Source organism: Micrococcus sp. UYEF5 (assembly GCF_040546065.1).
Taxonomy (GTDB): Bacteria; Actinomycetota; Actinomycetes; order Actinomycetales; family Micrococcaceae; genus Micrococcus; species Micrococcus luteus.
The window spans coordinates 31,874-52,814 of sequence record NZ_JBEPNB010000002.1; the positions used below are offsets into that span (position 1 = coordinate 31,874).

Sequence of the window (20,941 nt, forward strand, 5' to 3'; positions counted from 1 at the left end):
GGCGTCCCCTCCCGGTCCCGGAGGTGTCGGAGGCCGCGTTCGAAGGAGTCGCCATGCCCCTCTCAGAGCATGAGCAGCGGATGCTGGACCAGCTGGAGCAGCAGCTGCGCACCGAGGACCCCCGGCTGGCCACCCAGATGGCGGACACGGGGCGGCATCGGCTGCCCGTGGGTCGCGTCGTGGCCGGGGCCGTCCTCGCCGTGGTCGGGCTGCTCGTCGTGGTCCTCGGGGTCGCCAACCACGCGATCCTCCTGGGCGTGCTCGGCGTCGTCGTCATCGGGGCCGGCATCTTCCTGCTGACCACGCGGCCCCGCGCTGTCGCCTCCGGGGCCTCGGGCCCGGAGGCCCGCCGGTCGGGCGCACAGCGGCGGCAGGGGAGCGGCGACTTCATGGGCCGCCTCGAGCGGCGCTGGGACGAGCGGCGCGCCGGAGGCGACTGAGCGCCTGGCCCGCCGGGCCCCCACTATCCTCCACTCCAGGCCCCGATCCGCTCCGGATCGGGGCCTTTCCGCTGCCCGAGGCTCCGTCGTCGCCGCGGCCCTCCACCGGGGGCCCACCGGTCCTCCACTTCCCTCCACGGCGACGCCGGCCCCGGGATCCGCGGGATGGCGCGCCGGACCCGGGGGCCTCGACACGCCCGTGGCGCCGTGACCCGCGTTCCTGGGTTGATGGTGGAGGGAAGTGGGGTAATGTGGAGGAAAGGAGAGAGCATGGGTCCCGACCTTGGTCGGGAGGGACCGCTCGACGAGCCAGGGGGTGTGCCGTGTTCTTGGGCACGTACACCCCCCGGCTCGACGAGAAGTCCCGGCTGATCCTCCCCGCCAAGTTCCGCGAGGAGCTGGCGGAGGGGCTGGTCCTGACCCGGGGTCAGGAGCGCTGCATCTACGTGTTCAGCGCTCGTGAGTTCGAGCGGGTCCACGAGCAGATGAGGTCGGCTCCACTGTCCTCCCGCCAGGCCCGTGACTACATCCGCGTCTTCCTCTCGGGGGCGTCGGACGAGGTCCCGGACAAGCAGGGTCGGGTGACCGTGCCGGCGCCGCTGCGGCAGTACGCGGGGCTGGACCGGGACGTGACCGTGATCGGCGCGGGGACGCGAGTGGAGATCTGGGACTCGGAGTCCTGGAACACCTACCTCGCCGAGCAGGAGGCCGCCTTCTCCGAGACCGACGAGGACGTCCTGCCCGGCGTCTTCTGACCGTGACCACCCGACCTCGAGCGAGACCTCCAGCCGACGCCGCCGCACCTGACCCGTCTTCCCCTGGGCCAGGCGTGGCGGCGGACGGATGGGGATCCCGCCCGAGGTCCGCCAGGACCGCGATGTGAGCAGGAGGTCGAGAGTGGACGCAGGCCAGCCGCGCCCCGAGGACCGCCACCTGCCCGTGATGCGGGACCGCGTCGTCGACCTCCTCGCCCCCGCCGTCCAGGCCGCGCTCGAGGCCGGCCGCACGCCCGTCGCCGTCGACGGCACGCTGGGCATGGGCGGGCACACCGAGGCCCTGCTGACCCGGTTCCCCCACCTGCGCGTCATCGGCATCGACCGCGACGTCCACGCCCAGGCCATGGCCGCCGAGCGCCTCGGCCCCCTCGCCGACCGTCTGATCCCCTTCCACGGCACCTACGACCGGGTGCCCGAGGCCATGGCCGCCGCGGGCGTCACGAAGGTCGATGCCGCGCTCTACGACCTCGGCGTGTCCTCCTATCAGCTGGACGACCGGGAACGCGGCTTCGCCTACTCCTACGACGCTCCGCTGGACATGCGCATGGACGACACCGCCGAGCGCTCCGCCGCGACGCTCGTGGCGGAGCTGGACGAGCAGGAGCTGCGCCGCATCATCCGTCGCGACGGCGAGGAGCGCTTCGCCGGCCCCATCGCACGGGCCATCGTCCGGGCCCGCGCCGAAGCCCCCATCGAGACCACCGGCCGCCTCGTCGAGGTGATCCGCTCGGCCGTCCCCGTCGCCGCGGGGGCCACCGGCGGGCACCCGGCCAAGCGCACCTTCCAGGCCCTGCGCATCGCCGTGAACGAGGAGCTCGACATCCTCGACGCCGCCGTGCCCGCCATCCTCGACGCCCTCCACGTGGGCGGCCGCCTCGTGGTGATGAGCTACCACTCCCTCGAGGACCGCATCACGAAGCGGCATCTGAGCGCGTGGGCCACGTCCACGGCGCCCCCGGGGTTCCCGGTGGTGCTGGAGGAGCACGAACCCGTGGTGCGGGTGCTCACCCGCGGCACCGAGAAGCCCACCGAAGAAGAAATCTCAGAGAACCGTCGCGCCTCCTCCGCGAAAGTGCGTGCGGTTGAGAAGATCAGGACGTCCAGGACCACGGCATGACGCTGCACGAGGAGATGAGCATGGCCGCACACGCACGGATCGCAGAGTCGCTGCGCCCCGGGTCGACCCCCGTCGCCCCCGCGCGGCCGGCTCCGCAGGAGCGCACGCCGCTCTCGGTGGTGCCCGCCCCGCTGCCCCGATCCCGCTCCGGGGTGACCGTGCTGTGCGTCCTCGTGGTGCTCGCCGCGCTCGCGGCGGTGCTCGTCATGAACATCACCATGTCCAACCGGCAGTACGCCCTCCTCGACCTGCGCCAGGAGCAGCAGGCCGTCACCGAGACCAATGAGCGGCTGGCCGAACAGGTGGGCCACCTCGAGGCGCCGCAGAACCTGGCCGCGCGCGCCGACGCCCTCGGGATGGTCGCCCCCGCCGGCACCGCCTCCGTGGACGCGGGCACGGGCGAGTTCAGCGGCGAGGCCCAGGCGGCCCAGGACGGCGACGTCTCCGCCACCTACGTCGCGCCGCCGGCGGACGCGGACGCGGTCCGCCAGGGGGCGTCCGACGACGGCCAGGACGAGATCGAGGGACCGCGCACCTTCAGCGGCGAGGACGCCTCCGCCGCCGACCAGGACGCCGCCGACCGTTGATCGACCGTCCCGCCTCGCACCTTCCCCGCGGCGGATCGACGGTCGGGCCCGCTCCCGGGCACCCCGCCGTGCGCACCCGCATCCTGCTGCTGCTCGTCCTCGTCCTGCTCGGCGGGCTCGCGCTGCGGCTCGTCTACGTGCAGGGCATCGACCCCACGGGGCAGGCCGCGGCGGCCATGGATCAGCGCCTGACCCACCAGGAGACCCTGCCGCAGCGCGGGTCCATCCTGGACCGTGACGGCGACGTGCTGGCCGCCAGCGTGCGCCGATACGACATCGTCGTGGACCAGCGCCTCGTCAAGGACTTCAACGAATGGGACCGCGAGGCCCGGGAGACCGTGCTGGTGGACGTGGACTCCCGCCTGGCCAGCCTGGCCGAGGTGCTCGGCATGTCGGAGGAGGAGGTGCGCGAGGCCACCATCGGCTCCCGCCCGTACGCCGTGGTGCGTCGCTCCGTGACCCCGGAGGTGCGGGACAAGGCCATGGCGCTCAACGTGCCGGGCCTGCTCTCCGAGGCGGTGGACCGCCGCACCTACCCGAACGGGTCGGTCGCCGGCAGCATCATCGGCTTCATGGGTGGCGACGGCACCGCCCTCGAGGGCCTCGAGCTCAGCCAGGACGACGTCATGACCGGCACCCCGGGCACCCGCACGTTCGAGGTGGGCGCAGACGGCATCCGCATCCCCAACGCCCCGCTCGAGGAGGTTCCGGCCGTGGACGGCGCCGACCTGCGCCTGACCGTGGACAAGGACGCCCAGTGGTTCGCGCAGGAGACCCTCGGCGCCCTCGCCGCCGAGTACGAGGCGGAGTGGGCGAACGCCGTCGTGATGGACGTGAAGACGGGCGACGTGATCGTCATGGCGGACTCCACCACGGTGGACCCCGCCGACCCCGACGCCACCGAGGGGAACTTCCGCACCTCCACCGTGATGAGCACCCCGTACGAGCCGGGCTCCACGGGCAAGGCGCTGCCGATCGCGGCCGCCGTCGACGCCGGGAAGGTCACCGCCACGGACGGCTTCACCGTCCCCAGCAGCCAGGACTTCGACAGGCAGACCATCCGGGACTTCTCCCCGCACCCGACGTTCGACATGACCGTGGCCGGCATCTACGCGCGCTCCTACAACACGGGCACGGTGCAGATCGCCGAGAAGATCACGGACGAGCAGCGCTACGAGTACATGCGCTCCTTCGGCGTCGGCCAGCCCATCGACCTCGGCCTGCCGCAGCAGGCGGGCAGCGTCCTCGTCCCGCCCGAACAGTGGGACGGCCGCCAGCGCCTGACCACGGCCTTCGGCCAGGGCTACACCCAGACCACCCTGCACACCGCCCAGATGTACCAGGCCCTCGCCAACGGCGGCGTGCTGATCCCGGCCCGGCTGATCGACGCCACGGTGGACGGCGACGGCGCGGAGAAGCGCTGGGAGTCGTCCGCGGAGCCCCACCGCGTGGTCTCCGAGGAGACGGCGGCGCAGATGCTCCGCATGATGGAGACCGTCGTGACGCAGGGCACCAGCAAGGCCGCCGCGATCCCCGGGTATCGCGTGGGCGGCAAGTCCTCCACCGCCGAGGCCGCGAGCGACACCGGCACGTACGACGGCTACAACTTCGGCTTCACCGCCGTCGCCCCGCTCGACGACCCCCGCTTCGTGGTGTCCGTGTCCCTGCATCGGCCGCCGTCGAAGCAGGGCTCCCGGGACGTGTCCGTCGCGGCCGCCACGATCATGGAGTACATGCTCCGCCAGGCGGACGTGCCCGCCACCGGAGCCGAGCCGAACGACTACCGCGTCTTCGTGGACGATCCGCAGGACCGGCCGTGGTGACCCACGGCTCCGGCCCCGAGCACCCCAGGAGCACCCCCATGACCACCCCGAGCGACCCCTCTGCTCCGCTGACCCCGGCCCAGCAGGACGCCGCCTTCCGGCCCTCCCGCACCCCCGCCGCGCCCTGGCCCGCCCTCGCACAGGCGCTGGCCGGGGCGGGGATCGCGGCCCACGTCCACGGCGCGGCCCCGGCCGACGGCGTCACGGGGGTCAGCCTCGACTCGCGTGTCGTGCGCCCGGGCGACCTCTACGTCGCCGTGCCGGGGGCGCGCGCCCACGGTGCGGCGTTCGCGGCCACGGCGCTGGAGGCCGGCGCCGTCGGCGTCCTGACGGACGCGGCGGGTCGCGCGCTCCTGGCGGAGCAGGGTCTGGCCGACGTCCCGGTGCTCGAGGTCGACGCCGTGCGCACCGCCGCAGGCACCGTGGCGGCCCGCGTGTACGGCGGCGGGGGCGACGCCGGCCCGCGCCTGGTCGGCGTGACCGGCACCAACGGCAAGACCACCACGAGCTTCCTCGCCGCCGCCCTGCTCGAGGCCCTGGGGCGCCGGTCGGGCATCGTGGGCACGATCCTGATCCGCGCGGGGGAGCGGGAGGTCCCCTCCACGCTCACCACGCCCGAGGCCACCCAGCTGCACGCCCTCATGGCGCTCATGCGCGAGGAGGAGGTGGACACCGCCGTCATGGAGGTCTCCTCCCACGCCGTGGCGTATCAGCGGATCGCCGGCCTGCGCTACGCGGTGGCCGGGTTCACCAACCTGACCCAGGACCACCTGGACATGCACGGCTCGATGGAGGAGTACTTCGCGGCCAAGGCCGGTCTGTTCGACCCCGCCCGCACCGACCACGCCGTCATCACGCTCGACGGCGGCGAGGGGCCCCGCTGGGGCGTCGCCATGGCCCGGGCCGCCGGCGCTCCCGTCACCACGCTCGCCCTCGGGCCGGCCGCGCCGACGCCGGGCGCCCTGGCCGACCACGACCCCGGTTTCCGGGCGGACTGGGAGGTCGCCGAGCTCGCGCCGGACGGCCTCGGCCACCGCTTCACGCTGCGCCACGCGGCCACGGGCCGGGAGCTGCGGGCCTCCGTCGGTCTGCCGGGCCGCTTCAACGTGGCCAACGCGGCCCTCGCGGTCCTGCTCGTGCTGCACGCCGTGGGGGAGGAGCACCTGGACACGCTCGCCGCCGTCCTGGACGTGCCCGCGGGCGAGGGCCCTCTGGCCGCCGCCGTCCCGGGGCGGATGGAGGTCGTGGGCCGCGAGCCGGACGCCGTCGTCGACTTCGCGCACAACCCGGACGGCATGGTCCAGGCGCTGCGCTCCCTCGCCGACGCCCGGGCGGCGGCCGGGACGCGCGGCCGCACCCTGATCGTGTTCGGCTCCGCCGGTGACCGTGACCGTGACAAGCGGCCCGTGATGGGCGCGATCGCGGCCCGGGCGGCGGATGTGGTGATCGTCACCGACGACACCCCCCACTCGGAGGACCCGGCCCCGATCCGTGCCCACATCCTCGCCGGCGCCCGCGCCGAGGCCGACCGCATCGCGCGGGAGGAGCGCCGCACGGTCGTGATCGAGGAGGTGGCCGACCGTGCCGCGGCCATCCGCCGCGCCGTGGAGCTGGCGGGGCCGCAGGACGGCATCCTCCTGGCCGGCCGCGGGCACGAGACCACGATGGACTACGACGGCGAGCTCGTCCCGCTGGACGATCGGGTGGCCCTGCGTGAGGCCCTGGCCGCCCGTGTCGCGGCGGCCTCCGCCTCGGGCTCCGGCCCCGCCCGCGAGGGTAAGGTCATCGAGTCATGATCGCTCTCACCGCAGCCCAGATCGCCGAGGCCGTGTCCGGCACGCTCTCGGCCACCCTCGACCCCGCCGCCGTGCTGGTGCACGTCACCCCCGACTCGCGGGAGGTCACCGCCGAGGGCACGCTCTACGTGGCGAAGCCGGGGGAGCGCGCCGACGGCCACGACTTCATCGACGCCGCGCTGGGTGCCGGCGCCGCCGCCGTGCTCGCCGAGCACGTCACGCACGCCCCCGACGGCGCCGCGCACCCGGCGATCATCGTGGAGGACGCCGTGCTCGCGATGGGCGCGCTCGCCCGGGAGGTCGTGCGCCGCGTCCGGGGGCACTCCCCGACCACCGTCATCGGCATCACCGGCTCGGCCGGCAAGACCACCACGAAGGACCTGCTCGCTGCCCTGCTGGCCACCCAGGGCCCCACCGTCGCACCGGTCGGCTCGTACAACGGCGAGGTCGGCGTGCCGCTCACGGTGTTCCGGGCGGAGCTGGACACGCGCTTCCTCGTGGTCGAGATGGGCGCGGACCACGTCGGCAACATCGCGTACCTCTGCGACATCGTGCGCCCGGACATCGGCGTCGTGCTCATGGTGGGCACCGCCCATGCGGGCAGCTTCGGCGGCGTGGCGAACATCGCGCGCACCAAGGGCGAGCTCGTGGAGGCCCTCGGCCCCGAGGGCGTCGCCGTCCTCAACCTCGACGACGAGCGTGTCGCCGGCATGGCGGCGCGGACCGCCGCCCCGATCACCTGGTTCACCGCGGACGAGCGGGGCGTCGCCCGCGCGGCCGAGGACGTGGCCGCCGGCCGTGCGTCGGGACTCGTCGCCGCACGGGACGTGCGCGCCGACGACCAGGAGCGCCCCGTCTTCGACCTGCAGGTCGGGACGGATGAGGCCGCCGTGCGGCATCCGGTCGCCTCCGGACTGACCGGCCTGCACCACGTGCACAACGTGCTGGCCGCCGCCGCGGCCGCCCACGCCGCCGGCATGGACCCGGCCGAGATCGCCCGTGGTCTCGACGGGCTCGGACCCGCCAGCCGCTTCCGGATGGAGCGCACCGACCGCGCGGACGGCGTCACGGTCATCAACGACGCGTACAACGCCAACCCCGAGTCCATGCGCGCCGCGCTCCGGACGCTGGCCACCCTCGGCCGCTCCAGCGGCCGCCGCACCTGGGCCGTCCTGGGGGAGATGCTCGAACTCGGCGATGCCCGCGTCCGTGAGCACACCCTCGTGGGCGAGTCCGTGGTGCGCCTGAACATCGCCCAGCTGCTGGTGGTGGGCGCCGGAGCCCGGCCGCTCTACATCGGCGCCCTCAACGAGGGCAGCTGGGGCGAGGAGGCGCACTTCGTCGACGACGCCGCGCAGGCCGAGGCGTTCCTCGCCGAGCACCTGCGCCCCGGCGACCTCGTCCTCGTCAAGTCCTCCAACGGCGTCGGGCTCGCGGCCCTCGGCGAGCGCCTCGCCACGGCCGACGCCATCGCCGCCCCCTCCGCCTCCCCGAAGGAGTCCCGACCGTGATCGGACTGCTCATCGGCGGCGTGCTCGGCCTGGTCCTCTCGGCCGCCGGCACCCCGCTGTTCATCCGGTTCCTCGTCAAGCGCGGGTACGGCCAGTTCGTCCGCGACGACGGCCCGACCACCCACAAGACCAAGCGCGGCACGCCCACGATGGGCGGCGCGGTCATCATCGGCTCCCTCGTGCTGGCGTACCTGATCACCCACGGGCTGCTCGCGGTGCTCGGCGTCGACTTCGGCGGGCCCACGGCCTCCGGCCTCATCCTGCTGCTGCTCACCGTGGGCATGGCCTTCGTCGGCTTCGTGGACGACTTCACGAAGATCACGAAGCAGCGCTCGCTCGGCCTGACGCCGCGCGGCAAGATCATCCTCCAGGCCCTGATCGGCACCGCCTTCGCCGTCCTCGCCCTGAACTTCCCGGACGAGCGGGGCCTGACCCCCGCCTCGACGGCGATCTCCTTCGCCCGGGACGTCCCGTGGCTCGACCTGGCCTTCGCCGGACCTGCGATCGGCGTCATCCTGTTCGTGATCTGGTCGAACCTCATCACCACCGCCACCACGAACGCCGTGAACCTCACGGACGGTCTCGACGGGCTCGCCACGGGCGCCACCGCCATGATCACGGGCGCTTACGTCCTGATGTCGCTCTTCCAGTCGAGCCAGTCCTGCGCGCTCGAGGGCACCCGCGGCTGCTACGAGGTCCGCGACCCCATGGACCTCGCCCTGCTCGCGGCGATCCTCACGGGCAGCCTGCTGGGGTTCCTCTGGTGGAACACCTCCCCGGCCAAGATCTTCATGGGGGACACCGGCTCCCTGGGCCTGGGCGGCGCCCTGGCCGGCTTCGCGATCTTCACGCGCACCGAGATCCTGGTGGCCGTGCTGGCCGGCCTCATGGTCGCGATCACCCTCTCCGTCATCATCCAGGTGGGCTGGTTCAAGGTCTCCGGCGGCAAGCGCGTGTTCCTCATGGCGCCGCTGCAGCACCACTTCGAGCTCAAGGGCTGGGCCGAGGTGACCGTCGTGGTCCGCTTCTGGCTGCTGTCCCTGATGTGCGTCACCGTGGGGCTCGCGATCTTCTACGGCGACTGGCTCATCCGCCAGGGCGGCCTCGCGGGGGTGACCCCGTGACCGGCCCCGCGTCCGACGCCGCGCCCGCACCGGTGCGCCGGCCCCGCGCCGACACCGCCCGCACCGCCGACCTCACGTCCTGGGACGCCCCGGGGTGGGCCGGCCTGCGCGTCGTCGTCACGGGCCTGGGCCTCACCGGCTTCTCCGTGGCCGACACCCTGGCCGAGCTGGGCGCCGCCGTCGTGGTGGTGGACGGCGACGACGGTCCCGAGAACCGGGCGCGCGCCGAGACCCTGCGGATCGTGGGGGTCCGCGAGGTCCTGCTCGACCGGGCGGCCACGCAGGTGCTGCCCGAGGTCGACGGCGCCGCCGCGGACCTCGTCGTGACCTCCCCGGGCTGGCGGCCGGACCAGCCGCTGCTGATGGCCGCCCACGCGGCGGGCCTGCCGATCTGGTCCGACGTCGAACTGGCCTGGCGGCTGCGCGAGCGCGCCGGCCGGAAGACCGCCGACTGGGTCTGCCTGACGGGCACGAACGGCAAGACGACGACCGTGACGATGGTCGAGGCCATCCTGCGGGCGGACGGCCGTCGGGCGGTGGCCTGCGGCAACGTCGGCACCCCCGTGCTGGACGCGATCCGCGACCCGCAGGGCTTCGACGTGCTGGCCCTCGAGCTCTCCAGCTTCCAGCTGCACTGGACGCACGGCCTGGCCCCGGCGTCGTCGGCGGTGCTGAACCTGGCCGAGGACCACGTGGACTGGCACGGCTCGATGGAGGAGTACGCCGCCGCCAAGGGCAAGGTGTACGCGAACACGCGGGTGGCCTGCGTGTTCAACGAGCAGGACCCGGTGACCCGCACCCTCGTGGAGCGCGCGGACGTCCAGGAGGGCTGCCGCGCGATCGGCTTCACCACGGACACCCCGGGCCTGTCCGACATCGGCGTCGTGGACGGGATCCTCGTGGACCGTGCGTTCCTGGACAACCGGCGCCACGAGGCGATCGCCCTGGCCGAGCGCGCCGACCTGGGCCCGGTGGCGCCGCGCCACACCATGGCCAACGCGGCCGCCGCGGCGGCGCTGACCCGGGCCGTCGGGGTGAGCCCCGCGGCCGTGGCCGAGGGCCTGCGCTCCTATGACCGCGGGGAGCACCGCATCCAACTCGTGGCCACCTCCCGCGACATCATGTGGGTCAACGACTCCAAGGCGACGAACCCGCACGCCGCGGACGCGTCGCTGGCGGCGTTCAGCTCCGTGGTGTGGCTGGCCGGCGGCCTGCCCAAGGGCGTGACCTATCACGAGCTGGTGGCCGCGCACGCCCACCGGCTCCGCGCGGTGGTGCTCCTGGGCAGGGACACCTCGGCCCTGCGCGCTGCCCTGGCCGCGCACGCCCCCGAGGTCCCCGTCCACGCCCCCCTCGCCGCGGCCGACGGCACCGGCCCCGCCGACGGCGCGGCCGTGATGGCCGAGGCGGTGCGCGTGGCCGACGGCCTGGCCCGCCCCGGCGACACCGTGCTCATGGCGCCCGCCGCGGCGTCGATGGATCAGTTCCGCTCCTACGCGGCCCGCGGCGACGCGTTCATCGAGGCCGTCGCCGGGCTGATGCGCGAGCACGGCTGGGACGTGCCCGACGACGCCGCGCCCGACGCCGACTGACCCGCCGCCCACCCGACCGTCTCGCTTCCCCCGTGAGGAGGGCCATGTCCCCGATCGAGCTCCGCCCGGTCCGTCCCCGCGCGGACGACGACGCCCCCGAGCACCGGGAGCGGCTCCTGCGCCGGATGTGGCGGGTCCTCGAGGGCCGCCGCGCCCTCGACCTGTCGGTCCTGCTCATCAGCGGCTGCACCGCCCTGCTGACCGTGCTGGGCCTCGTCATGGTGCTCTCCTCGTCCTCCGTCGAGGCGATCGGCACCGGCGGCGGCTCGTACGCGCTGTTCCTGCGCCAGAGCGCCTGGGCGGTGGCGGGCGTGGCGGCCCTGCTCGTGTTCTCGCGCCTGCCGGTGCGCGTCCTCAAGGCGATGGCCTGGCCGGCGTTCGGCGTGGCCGTGATCCTGCTCGCGCTGGTCGCGTTCTCCCCGCTCGGCGTCACCGTGGGCGGCAATCGCAACTGGCTGGGCATCGGCGAATTCCGGATGCAGCCCTCCGAGGCCGCCAAGCTCGCCCTGGCCCTGTGGGCGGCGGCGGTCCTGGAGCGCAAGCACCGCCTCGTCACCCAGGTGCGGCACGCACTGATCCCGGTGCTGCCCGGCGGCCTGCTCCTGCTGGGCCTGGTGATGGCGGGCAGCGACCTCGGGACCGCGATCATCCTCGCGATCGTGCTGGCCACGGTGCTGTACGTGGCCGGCACCCACTGGGGGGTCTTCCTCACCTTCCTGGCGCTGAGCGTGCTGGGCATCCTGGCCCTGACCCTCCTGGCCCCGCACCGCATGGTCCGGGTGCAGGCCTGGCTGGGGGACTGCTCCGACGCCACCGACCCCTGCTTCCAGCCGGCGCACGGGATGTACGCCCTGGCCTCGGGCGGCTGGTGGGGCGCGGGCCTCGGCCAGTCCCGCCAGAAGTGGAGCTACATCCCGGAGGCCGAGAACGACTTCATCTTCACCATCCTCGGCGAGGAGCTCGGGCTCGTGGGCACGCTGGTGGTGCTGCTGGCCTACCTCGGCCTGGCGATCGGCATCTACCGCGTCGCCGCCGGGACCACGTCCACGTTCATCCGCCTCTCCACGTGGGGGATCCTGGCCTGGCTGGTGGGCCAGGCGGCCGTCAACATCGCGATGGTCTCCGGGATCATCCCCGTGGTGGGCGTCCCGCTGCCCTTCATCTCCTATGGTGGTTCCGCGCTCACCCTGTCCTTGAGCGCGGTCGGCATCGTGCTGGCCTTCGCCCGCCACGAGCGCCGCCGTGCCGTCCAGCCGGACGCCCGCCCGCAGGCGGACGAGCCGGACACCGACCCCCTCCCCGTGATCCCCACCCCCGCCCTCCAGGAGCCCCGATGACGCAGACCTCTCATCCCTCCGGACCCCTGCGGGTGGTGCTGGCCGGCGGCGGCACCGCCGGCCACATCTCCCCGATGCTCGCGATCGCCCGCGCCCTGGAGGACGACGGCGGCGGTCCCGTCGAGTGCACCATGGTCGGCACCGCCTCCGGCATGGAGACGCGTCTCGTCCCCGAGGCGGGCTACGAGCTCGACCTGATCGACCGGGTCCCGATGCCGCGCCGCCCGTCGATGGACGTCGTCCGCTTCCCGGCCCGCATGCGCGCCGCGGTCGCGACCGCGGCCCGGATCCTGCGGGACCGGCGCGCCGACGTCGTCGTGGGCGTGGGCGGCTACGTCGCCACCCCCGTGTACCTCGCCGCGTTCCGGGCCGGCGTGCCCGTGGTGGTCCACGAGGCCAACGCGCGCCCCGGCCTGGCCAACCGCATCGGGGCCCTGCGGGCCACGCACGTCGGCACCGCCCTGCCGGACACCCGCCTCCGCGGCGCCCGCTGGGTGGGCATGCCGATGCGCCCCGAGATCTCCGGCCTGGACCGGGCGGCCGCCGGCCGTGCCGCCCGCGAGGCCCTCGGCCTCGACCCGGACCGGACCACCGTCGTGGTGACCGGCGGCAGCTCGGGCGCGCTGGCCGTGAACCGCACCGTGCGCGCCGCGCTGGGCGACCTCCTCGACGCCGGTCTGCAGGTCTTCCACCTGACCGGGCGGGACAAGGCCCTCACCGAGGACGACGGCAGCCTGCTGGTCCGGGACGGCTACGTCCAGCGGGAGTACCTGGCGGGCATGGAGCAGGCCTACGCCGCCGCCGACCTGATCGTCGCCCGCTCGGGCGCCGGCACGGTCTGCGAGGTGTCCGCGGTCGGCCTGCCCGCCGTCTACGTCCCCCTGCCCATCGGCAACGGCGAGCAGGCGCTCAACGCCCGCCCCGTGGTGGAGGCGGAGGGTGCGCTGCTCGTCCGCGACGACGCCTTCGGGCGCGCGTGGGTGCAGCGTCAGCTGATCCCGCTGGCGACCGACCCCGAGCGTCTCGCGCGCATGGGGGAGGCGGCCGCCCGCTTCGGCGTCCGGGACGCGGACGTCACCATGGCCGGCCTCGTGCGCTCGGCCGCCCAGGAAGGAGCCCGGCGATGAGCCGCGACGAGAGCAGCCGTCCCGCGGCCGAGGGCCGCTTCGCCGACCTGGGCCGCGTGCACCTGCTGGGGATCGGCGGTGTCGGCGTGTCGGGGGTCGCCCGCATCCTCCAGGAGCAGGGCGTCGCGGTGTCCGGCTCCGACGCGAAGGACCTGCCCGTGATGCGCGAGCTCGCCGCGGGCGGCGCCCGGATCACGGTCGGCTACGACGCCGCGCACCTGGGCGAGGACGTCACCACGGTGATCGCCTCCTCGATCGCCGGGCCGGGCAACCCGGAGCACGACGCCGCCGTGGCGCGCGGACTGCGCGTGCTGCACCGTTCCGAGGGCCTCGCCCTGGCCATGCGCGGCCACCGGGTGCTGGCCGTCGCCGGCACGCACGGGAAGACCACCACGTCCTCCATGGCCGCCATGGCCTTCTCCGACGCCGGCTGGGACCCCACGTTCGCCGTCGGCGCCGCCGTCGCCGGGCTCGGCACCAACGCCCGGGCGGGCCGGGGCGAGTGGTTCATCGCGGAGGCCGACGAGTCCGACGGCACCCTGGTGAACTACCCGAGCACGATCGGGATCGTCACGACCGTGGAGGCCGACCACCTGGACCACTACGGGACCGAGGAGGCGGTGCACCGTGTCTTCCGGGACTTCGCGGGCGGGCTGCCGGCCGCCGCCCAGGGCGGGGTCCTCGTGACCTGCCTCGACGACGCCGGCGCGGCGGACCTGGCCGCGTGGGCCCGGGACCACGCGGCCGCCGACGTCGTGACCTACGGGTCGGCGCCCCGCGACGGCGTGACGCCGGACCTGCTGGTCACCGACCTCGCGGTGGAGCCGGGCGAGACCGGAGTGGGCCAGCGCGCCACGTTCCGGATGGCGGACGGACCGGAGCGCACCCTGCACCTGCAGGTGCCCGGCCGGCACAACGCGCTGAACGCCGCCGCCGTGGTCCTGGCCGCCGTCCGGGCGGGCATGGCCTTCGAGGCCGCCGTGCGGGGCGTCGAGGCCTTCCGGGGCACGGCCCGCCGATTCGAGTTCCGCGGCGCCGCGCGCGGCGTGCGGGTCTTCGACGACTACGCGCACCATCCCACGGAGGTGACCGCCGCGGTCTCCGCCGGCCGTGCCGTGGCCGGCGACGCCCGCGTGCACGTCCTGTTCCAGCCCCACCTGTTCTCCCGCACCCGGGACTTCGCCGCCGAGTTCGCCGCCGCCCTCTCCGGGGCGGACGCGGTGCGCGTGCTGCCCGTGTACGCGGCTCGGGAGGAGCCGATGCCCGGCGTCGACTCGTCCCTCATCGCCTCCCGCCTCACCACGGGCGCCGCCGAGGACCGTGTCGTCGCCGAGGACCGCGCCGAGGCGGTGCGCTCGCTCGCGGCGGGCGCCACGGCCGGCGACGTCGTCCTGACGATGGGCGCGGGGGACGTGACCACCCTGGGCCCGGACCTGCTGGCCGAGCTCGGCCGGGACGCGGCGCCCGGCGTCGCCCACCCGTGAAGCTCGGCCGCGGGACGCCGCCGGTCGCTCCGGCCGGGGCCGACGCCTCCACCGTGGTCCGATTCCCGGGCCGCACCGCGCGCCGGCGCCGCGCCACGCGCTGGGGTGTGGCGGCCGGGGTGCTCGCGGTGCTGACCGTCCTGGGCTGGGTCGTGTTCTTCTCGCCCGTGCTCGCGGTGGACCGCGTCGAGGTCACCGGCACCCGCCATGTCTCCGCCACCGACGTCCAGGAGCGCCTGGAGCCCGTGTACGGCGTGCCGCTGTCCCGCGTCGGCGCCGGCCGTGTGGACGAGCTGGTCGGTGGTCTGCCCGGAGTGGCCGAGGTCCAGACCGTGCCCCGCCTGCCCACCGGCCTGGAGGTCGCGGTCCGGGAGCACGAGGCGCGGGCCCGGCGGGACGGCGACGACGGCGTGCAGCTGCTGCTCGCGGACGGCACCGTCCTGACGGGAGTGCCGGAGGAGCGGCTCGAGGGCGAGGACCTCCCCGCGTTCTCGGAGGAGCTGCCGCAGCGGGCGCAGGAGGAGCGCGCCGAGGTGGCCGAGGTGCTGGCCGCCCTGCCGGAGTCCGTGGCGGATCGTGTCGAGACGGCCGACTCCCGGGGCCCGGGCCAGGTCCGTCTGGCGCTCGAGGGCGGGGTGACCCTGGTCTGGGGCGACGCGCAGGACGCCGGCCTCAAGGGGTCCGTGGCCGAGGCGTTCCTGGCGGACGAGCGGCACGGGTCCGCGGCGGGCGGCGTCGCCGAGATCGACGTCTCCGTGCCCACGCGGCCGATCACGCGCTGAACCGGGGCCACAGGAGTCTCCAGTAGAACGTGAAGGTGAAGGTCGGGGCGCGGGGCCTCGCGCGAGTCCGGGTGCCATCACCGCGGCGGCTGGTCCTTCGAGTCTCACGTGAAGGTTGATGCGGAGGCCGTCTTTTCCGCGTGGACACGCCGTTTTCTTTTGCACGTGACGCGGGCCTCCCAGTACGGTGGACCCGAACGCGCGCGAGGCTCGCTTCACGCTGTGCTTGAAGGTGTCCACCCCGGGTGGCCGCCGATCACCGGGGCGTTGTGCCTCGCGCTGACCTCTCGAGATCTCGAACAAAGGGAACCAACACCGTGGCTGCACCCCAGAACTACCTGGCCGTCATCAAGGTCGTCGGCATCGGCGGCGGCGGCGTGAACGCCGTGAACCGCATGATCGAGGTGGGGCTCCGCGGCGTGGAGTTCATCGCCATCAACACGGACGCCCAGGCGCTGCTGATGTCGGACGCGGACGTGAAGCTGGACGTGGGCCGCGAGCTCACCCGTGGACTCGGCGCGGGCGCGAACCCCGAGGTGGGCCGCCAGGCCGCCGAGGACCACGCGGAGGAGATCGAGGAGGTCCTGCGGGGCGCGGACATGGTGTTCGTGACCGCGGGCGAGGGCGGCGGCACCGGCACCGGCGGGGCGCCCGTCGTGGCCCGCATTGCGCGCTCGCTCGGCGCCCTGACCATCGGCGTCGTGACCCGCCCGTTCACGTTCGAGGGCCGCCGTCGCGCCGGCTCCGCCGAGGCGGGCATCGACGCCCTGCGGGACGAGGTCGACACCCTCATCGTGATCCCGAACGACCGCCTGCTGTCCATCTCGGACCGCAACGTCTCGGTCATGGACGCCTTCCGTCAGGCGGACCAGGTGCTCCTCTCCGGCGTGCAGGGCATCACCGACCTGATCACCACCCCGGGCCTGATCAACCTCGACTTCGCGGACGTGAAGTCCGTGATGCAGGGCGCGGGCTCCGCGCTCATGGGCATCGGCCACGCGCAGGGCGAGGACCGCGCCGTCAAGGCGGCCGAGCTGGCGATCGCCTCGCCGCTGCTCGAGGCCTCCATCGACGGCGCGTACGGCGTGCTGCTCTCCATCCAGGGCGGCTCCGACCTCGGCCTCTTCGAGATCAACGAGGCCGCGCGCCTGGTCCAGGAGGTCGCCCACCCGGAGGCCAACATCATCTTCGGCGCGGTCATCGACGACGCCCTCGGCGACGAGGTGCGCGTGACCGTGATCGCCGCGGGCTTCGACAAGGTGGACGTCACCTCCGCCCCGGCCGCCCCGCAGGCCGTGCAGCAGCAGGCGGCCCCGCAGCGGGCCGCGGCCCCCACGCAGCCGCAGCCCGTCCCCGCCCAGCCGCAGCCCGCCCCGGCCCAGCCGCAGCAGGCCGAGCGTCCCGCCGTGCGCGGCACCGTGCCGCTGGCCCCGCAGGAGCAGCAGCCGCGCCGCCAGCAGGACCTGCCCACCGTGGTGGAGCCGGACCTCGGCGCCGGGTCCTCGGACCTGGACGTCCCGGACTTCCTCAAGTGACGGCCGCGGAGGGGTCGGCCGGGACCGTACGGGTCCCCGCCGGCCCCTTCGTGCACCGCGAGACCGTCCGCACCGCGACGGGCGCCGTGCACGTGGCCTGGACGTCCGTGGCCGCCGGCAACCTCGCGCTGCACGTGGTCCCGCCGGACGAGGCCGAGGGGCTCGCTCGCGTCAGCGCCGCCCGTCGCGCCCTGGAGCGCGTGATGGGGGTTCCCGAGGACGCGACGCTCTATTTGGACCAGGTGCACTCGGCCGACGTCGTGTGGGCGGACGGACCCGGGCGCGGCGGTGCCCCGGCCCCCGTGGCCGACGCCGCCGTGAGCCGCGACGGGTCCCGGCCGCTGGCCGTCATGGTGGCCGACTGCCTCCCCGTGGTCTTCGTCGACGAGACGACCGGCGCGACCGCCGTGGCCCACGCCGGGCGGCGCGGGCTGCTGGACGGCGTCCTGGAGGCGACCGTCGATCGTCTGCTCTCCCTGCGCCCGGAGACCGACCGGACCGGTCCCGGCCTGCGCGCCTGGATCGGTCCCGGCGTGTGCGGCCGCTGCTACGAGGTGCCCGCCGCCATGCGTGCCGAGGCCGCCGCCCGCCTCCCGGCGACCGCGGCCACCACGTCCTGGGGCACCCCCGCCCTCGACCTGCCCGCCGGCGCCGCACAGGTCCTCCGTGCCCGCGGGGTGGCCGCCGCGACGATCGACGTGTGCACGCGCGAGGACGAACGCCTGTTCTCGCACCGCCGGGCGCCCGGTGAGGGCCGGTTCGCCGGCCTCGTCTGGCGCACCGACCCCGACGCCACCACCCCGAGAGGAGAGGCATGACCGCCCCCGCCACCGCCGGGCCGACCCCGACGGACCCCCGCGCCCGGGAGATCGCCGACGCGCTCGCCGCGGTGCGCGCCCGCATCGCCGACGCCGCGCGGGACGCCGGGCGCGAGGCGGAGCCCGCGCTCGTCGTCGTGACCAAGACCCACCCCGCCGAGGACGTCGTGCGCCTCGCCGCGCTCGGCGTGACCGACGTGGGGGAGAACCGCGACCAGGAGGCCCGGCCCAAGGCCGAGGCCGTCGCCGCGGCCCTGGGGGCGGACGCCCCGCGCTGGCACTTCGTGGGCCAGCTGCAGACCAACAAGGCCAAGTACGTGGTGCGCTACGCGTCCGTGGTGGAGTCGGTGGACCGACCCGAACTGGCCGAGGCGCTCTCGCGAGCGCTCCTGCTGCGGCGCGAGCGCGAGCCCGAGGCCGCGATCCCCGACCTGGAGTGCCTCGTGCAGGTGGACGTCGACGACCGCGCCGACGAGGACCGCCCCGAGGGGATCGGCCCGCGCGGCGGCGCCCGTCCCGAGGACGTCCCCGCCCTCGCGGACGTCATCGCCGGCCTGCCGGGCCTGCGGCTGGGCGGGCTGATGTGCGTGGCACCGCGCGGCCTGGACCCGGAGGACGCGTTCCGCCGGCTCGCCGCTCTCGGCGCGGGCCTGCGGCAGACGCATCCGGAGGCCACCACGCTGTCCATGGGGATGAGCGCGGACCTCGAGGCGGCCGTGCGCGCCGGGGCGACACAGGTGCGCATCGGCTCCGACGTTCTGGGGGCCCGGGACGCGGTGGGCTAACGTTGACCCCGCGCGTCCCGGCGGGACGCGACAGGACCGCGCGGACGCACGCGCACCGACGACGAACGACGGCGGCCCCCGGGGCCGGAGGACGTGGTGAAGGAAGACTCATGGCTGGCGCCCTGAAGAAGACGATGATCTACCTCGGCCTGGCCGACGGCGACGAGTACGACGAGCAGCCGCGTGCCGCCGAGCGGGAGACCGCGCCCCGACACGAGGTCGTCGAGGCGCGCCGCCCCGCGGAGCCGGACACCGACCCCCACATGGAGGCCGTCCGCCCGGCTGCGGTCCGCGATCCCGAGCCGGCCGAGCGGCCGGAGCCCGTAACCCCGTCCGGCTCCACCGCGGCCGATCCCGTCGAACCCCGGCGTCCGGCGCGTCCCGAGCCGGTCGACCCGGGCTACCGGGCCCCGGTGACCCCCATCAAGCGAGCCGCAGCGTCGTCTGCCGAAGGAGCCTCCGTGCACACCCTGTCCACCGTCCATCCCCGCTCCTACAACGACGCGAAGGCGATCGGCGAGTCCTTCCGCTCCGGCGTCCCCGTGATCATGAACGTCACCGACCTCGGTGAGAACGAGGCCAAGCGCCTCGTGGACTTCGCGGCCGGCCTCGTCTTCGGCCTGCACGGCTCGATCTCCCGCATCACCAGCAAGGTGTTCCTGCTGACCCCGGCCACCGTGGACGTCGTCGGCGCCGAGCAGGGCGAGTCCGGCGAGGCCGACTCCCCGTTCGACGGCGACTGAGGCGCCCATGCAGCTGCTCCTCGCCCTCGCCTACCTCGCCCTGACGGTGGTGCTCGCGGCGCTGACCGTGCGGATCGTCCTGGACGTCACCCAGTCGTTCGCCCGCCACTGGCGCCCCACCGGGGCGGCCCTCGTGCTGGCCAGCGGCGTGTACGGGGCCACCGATCCGTTGCTGCGCCCCGTGCGTCGTGCCGTGCCGCCGGTGAACCTGGGCGGCATCGGCCTGGACGTGGCCTTCCTCATCGTGTTCCTCGGCGTCGTCCTGCTGCGGGTCCTGGTGGTGAGCCTGGCCGGCGTGGCCTGACCCGCGGCCCGGGGCGGCTGTCGGCCCCGGTGGTAGTCTTCGCGGCAGGGTCGGCGCCGCCCCTCACCGGCGCGCCGACCGCCGACGCGCCGGGCCGCCCGGCCGTCCTAGAGCACCGAGCAGAGAGCGAGACGGTTCCATGGCGCTGTCCTGGGAAGACGTGGTCAACAAGCAGTTCCAGCCCACGAAGTTCCGCGAGGGCTACGACCAGACCGAGGTGGATGACTTCCTCGACGAGATCGTGGCGGAGTTCAAGCGCCTGATCGCCCTCAACGAGCAGCTCGAGTCCGAGAACGCGGAGCTGCGCGCCGGCGGCGCCGCCGCGGCCGCCGCCCCCGCTGCGGACACCCCGGAGGCCGCCGCGACGCCGTCCTCCGTCGAGGAGCCGGCCGCGGCCCCCGAGGCCGCCGACGCGGCCGCGACCTCCGCCGCCGGCGTCCTGGCCATGGCCCAGCGGCTGCACGACGAGCACGTCGCCGCAGGCGAGCAGCGCAGCACCGAGCTCGTCGCCGAGGCCGAGGCCACCGCGGCCCGGCTCGTCAGCGACGCCGAGGAGCAGAAGGCCCGCACCCTCGAGGCCCTGGCCGAGGAGAAGGCCGGCCTGGAGGGCGAGGTCGAACAGCTGCGCAGCTTCGAGACCGACTACCGCAGCCGCCTCACCTCCTACATCGAGGGCCAGCTGCGCGAGATCCGCGCCCAGAAGCGCGTCGAGCCCCCCACGCCCGCGGCGTGAGCCGAGCCGTCGACGCCACGTCGGCCCCGCGATCCCCTCGCGCGGGCCGGCGAGCCGTGCTCACCGCCCTCATCGTGGCGGTGCTGGCCTACGCCCTCGACCAGCTGACCAAGTACGCGGTCGAGAGCACGATGCAGCTGGGGGACTCCGTCGCGGTGATCCCCGGGGTGCTGCGCTGGCACTACATCCTGAACCCGGGCGCGGCGTTCTCCATCGGCGAGGACCACACCTGGGTGTTCACCGTCATCCAAGCCGTGGTGGCGGTGGCCGCCCTCGTCGGGATCGCCCGCGTGCGCTCGACGCCGTGGGCCCTGGCGCTGGGCGGGCTCGCCGGCGGCGTGCTCGGCAACCTCACGGACCGGCTGTTCCGGCCCCCGGCGTTCGGGCGCGGCCACGTGGTCGACATGATCTCCGTGCCGCACTTCGCGATCTTCAACGTGGCGGACTCGTTCATCGTCTGCTCCGTCATCGGCGTCGCTCTGCTCGTGATGACCGGCCGCCGCCTGGACGGCACACGGGAGGCGTGA

20 protein-coding genes are annotated in these 20,941 nt (G+C 74.7%); all 20 read left to right on the top strand.

What is annotated here, in order from left to right:
• Nucleotides 1–53 precede the first annotated feature (53 nt).
• The 20 genes from ABIB16_RS02220 to lspA all read left to right on the top strand — a co-directional run bounded on the left by ABIB16_RS02220 (nt 54) and on the right by lspA (nt 20,941).
• Nucleotides 54–440: an SCO2097 family morphological protein gene (locus ABIB16_RS02220; RefSeq protein ID WP_102708628.1), complete on the top strand. Its 387-nt coding sequence runs from the start codon at nt 54–56 to the stop codon at nt 438–440.
• A 323-nt stretch (nt 441–763) separates the two neighbouring features.
• Complete coding sequence (mraZ, locus tag ABIB16_RS02225; protein WP_002854575.1) at nt 764–1,195, top strand: division/cell wall cluster transcriptional repressor MraZ; 432 nt, start codon at nt 764–766, stop codon at nt 1,193–1,195.
• A 142-nt stretch (nt 1,196–1,337) separates the two neighbouring features.
• On the top strand, nt 1,338–2,333 hold the full coding sequence (gene rsmH, locus ABIB16_RS02230; RefSeq protein WP_095694689.1) for a 16S rRNA (cytosine(1402)-N(4))-methyltransferase RsmH: 996 nt from the start codon (nt 1,338–1,340) through the stop codon (nt 2,331–2,333).
• Nucleotides 2,330–2,920: a cell division protein FtsL gene (ftsL, locus tag ABIB16_RS02235; protein WP_049145839.1), complete on the top strand. Its 591-nt coding sequence runs from the start codon at nt 2,330–2,332 to the stop codon at nt 2,918–2,920. Before rsmH ends, ftsL begins: the two co-directional genes overlap by 4 nt.
• Nucleotides 2,921–2,988: 68 nt before the next feature.
• A complete protein-coding gene (locus tag ABIB16_RS02240; protein WP_354436027.1) occupies nt 2,989–4,743 on the top strand; it encodes a peptidoglycan D,D-transpeptidase FtsI family protein in 1,755 nt (584 codons plus the stop codon).
• A gap of 38 nt (nt 4,744–4,781) precedes the next feature.
• Entirely contained in the window at nt 4,782–6,539 is a 1,758-nt protein-coding gene (locus tag ABIB16_RS02245; protein WP_354436028.1) for a Mur ligase family protein, read from the top strand.
• Nucleotides 6,536–8,050: a UDP-N-acetylmuramoyl-tripeptide--D-alanyl-D-alanine ligase gene (locus ABIB16_RS02250; RefSeq protein WP_354436029.1), complete on the top strand. Its 1,515-nt coding sequence runs from the start codon at nt 6,536–6,538 to the stop codon at nt 8,048–8,050. The genes ABIB16_RS02245 and ABIB16_RS02250 overlap by 4 nt, the downstream gene beginning before the upstream one ends.
• On the top strand, nt 8,047–9,174 hold the full coding sequence (gene mraY, locus ABIB16_RS02255; RefSeq protein ID WP_036341564.1) for a phospho-N-acetylmuramoyl-pentapeptide-transferase: 1,128 nt from the start codon (nt 8,047–8,049) through the stop codon (nt 9,172–9,174). The genes ABIB16_RS02250 and mraY overlap by 4 nt, the downstream gene beginning before the upstream one ends.
• Nucleotides 9,171–10,766 carry a UDP-N-acetylmuramoyl-L-alanine--D-glutamate ligase gene (murD, locus tag ABIB16_RS02260; protein ID WP_230260010.1) on the top strand — a complete coding sequence of 532 codons (1,596 nt, stop codon included), beginning with the start codon at nt 9,171–9,173 and terminating at the stop codon, nt 10,764–10,766. The genes mraY and murD overlap by 4 nt, the downstream gene beginning before the upstream one ends.
• Nucleotides 10,767–10,810: 44 nt before the next feature.
• Nucleotides 10,811–12,103, top strand: coding sequence for a putative lipid II flippase FtsW (ftsW, locus tag ABIB16_RS02265; protein WP_144879646.1), 1,293 nt, complete (start codon nt 10,811–10,813; stop codon nt 12,101–12,103).
• Complete coding sequence (gene murG / locus ABIB16_RS02270; RefSeq protein ID WP_041102719.1) at nt 12,100–13,230, top strand: undecaprenyldiphospho-muramoylpentapeptide beta-N-acetylglucosaminyltransferase; 1,131 nt, start codon at nt 12,100–12,102, stop codon at nt 13,228–13,230. Before ftsW ends, murG begins: the two co-directional genes overlap by 4 nt.
• Nucleotides 13,227–14,714, top strand: coding sequence for a UDP-N-acetylmuramate--L-alanine ligase (gene murC / locus ABIB16_RS02275; protein ID WP_354436030.1), 1,488 nt, complete (start codon nt 13,227–13,229; stop codon nt 14,712–14,714). The genes murG and murC overlap by 4 nt, the downstream gene beginning before the upstream one ends.
• Nucleotides 14,711–15,496, top strand: coding sequence for a cell division protein FtsQ/DivIB (locus ABIB16_RS02280; protein WP_230260011.1), 786 nt, complete (start codon nt 14,711–14,713; stop codon nt 15,494–15,496). Before murC ends, ABIB16_RS02280 begins: the two co-directional genes overlap by 4 nt.
• 317 nt (nt 15,497–15,813) lie before the next feature.
• A complete protein-coding gene (gene ftsZ, locus ABIB16_RS02285) occupies nt 15,814–17,031 on the top strand; it encodes a cell division protein FtsZ (RefSeq protein WP_060774656.1) in 1,218 nt (405 codons plus the stop codon).
• Nucleotides 17,028–17,849, top strand: a complete 822-nt coding sequence (locus tag ABIB16_RS02290) for a purine nucleoside phosphorylase YfiH/LACC1 family protein (protein ID WP_354436031.1) — start codon at nt 17,028–17,030, stop codon at nt 17,847–17,849. Before ftsZ ends, ABIB16_RS02290 begins: the two co-directional genes overlap by 4 nt.
• Nucleotides 17,846–18,634 carry a YggS family pyridoxal phosphate-dependent enzyme gene (locus tag ABIB16_RS02295; protein ID WP_136940919.1) on the top strand — a complete coding sequence of 263 codons (789 nt, stop codon included), beginning with the start codon at nt 17,846–17,848 and terminating at the stop codon, nt 18,632–18,634. Before ABIB16_RS02290 ends, ABIB16_RS02295 begins: the two co-directional genes overlap by 4 nt.
• A gap of 110 nt (nt 18,635–18,744) precedes the next feature.
• A complete protein-coding gene (locus ABIB16_RS02300; RefSeq protein ID WP_060774653.1) occupies nt 18,745–19,377 on the top strand; it encodes a cell division protein SepF in 633 nt (210 codons plus the stop codon).
• Nucleotides 19,378–19,384: 7 nt separating this feature from the next.
• On the top strand, nt 19,385–19,681 hold the full coding sequence (locus ABIB16_RS02305; RefSeq protein ID WP_144879652.1) for a YggT family protein: 297 nt from the start codon (nt 19,385–19,387) through the stop codon (nt 19,679–19,681).
• 139 nt (nt 19,682–19,820) lie between these two features.
• Complete coding sequence (locus ABIB16_RS02310; protein ID WP_136940918.1) at nt 19,821–20,414, top strand: DivIVA domain-containing protein; 594 nt, start codon at nt 19,821–19,823, stop codon at nt 20,412–20,414.
• Between the two features lie 56 nt (nt 20,415–20,470).
• Complete coding sequence (gene lspA, locus ABIB16_RS02315) at nt 20,471–20,941, top strand: signal peptidase II (RefSeq protein ID WP_060774652.1); 471 nt, start codon at nt 20,471–20,473, stop codon at nt 20,939–20,941.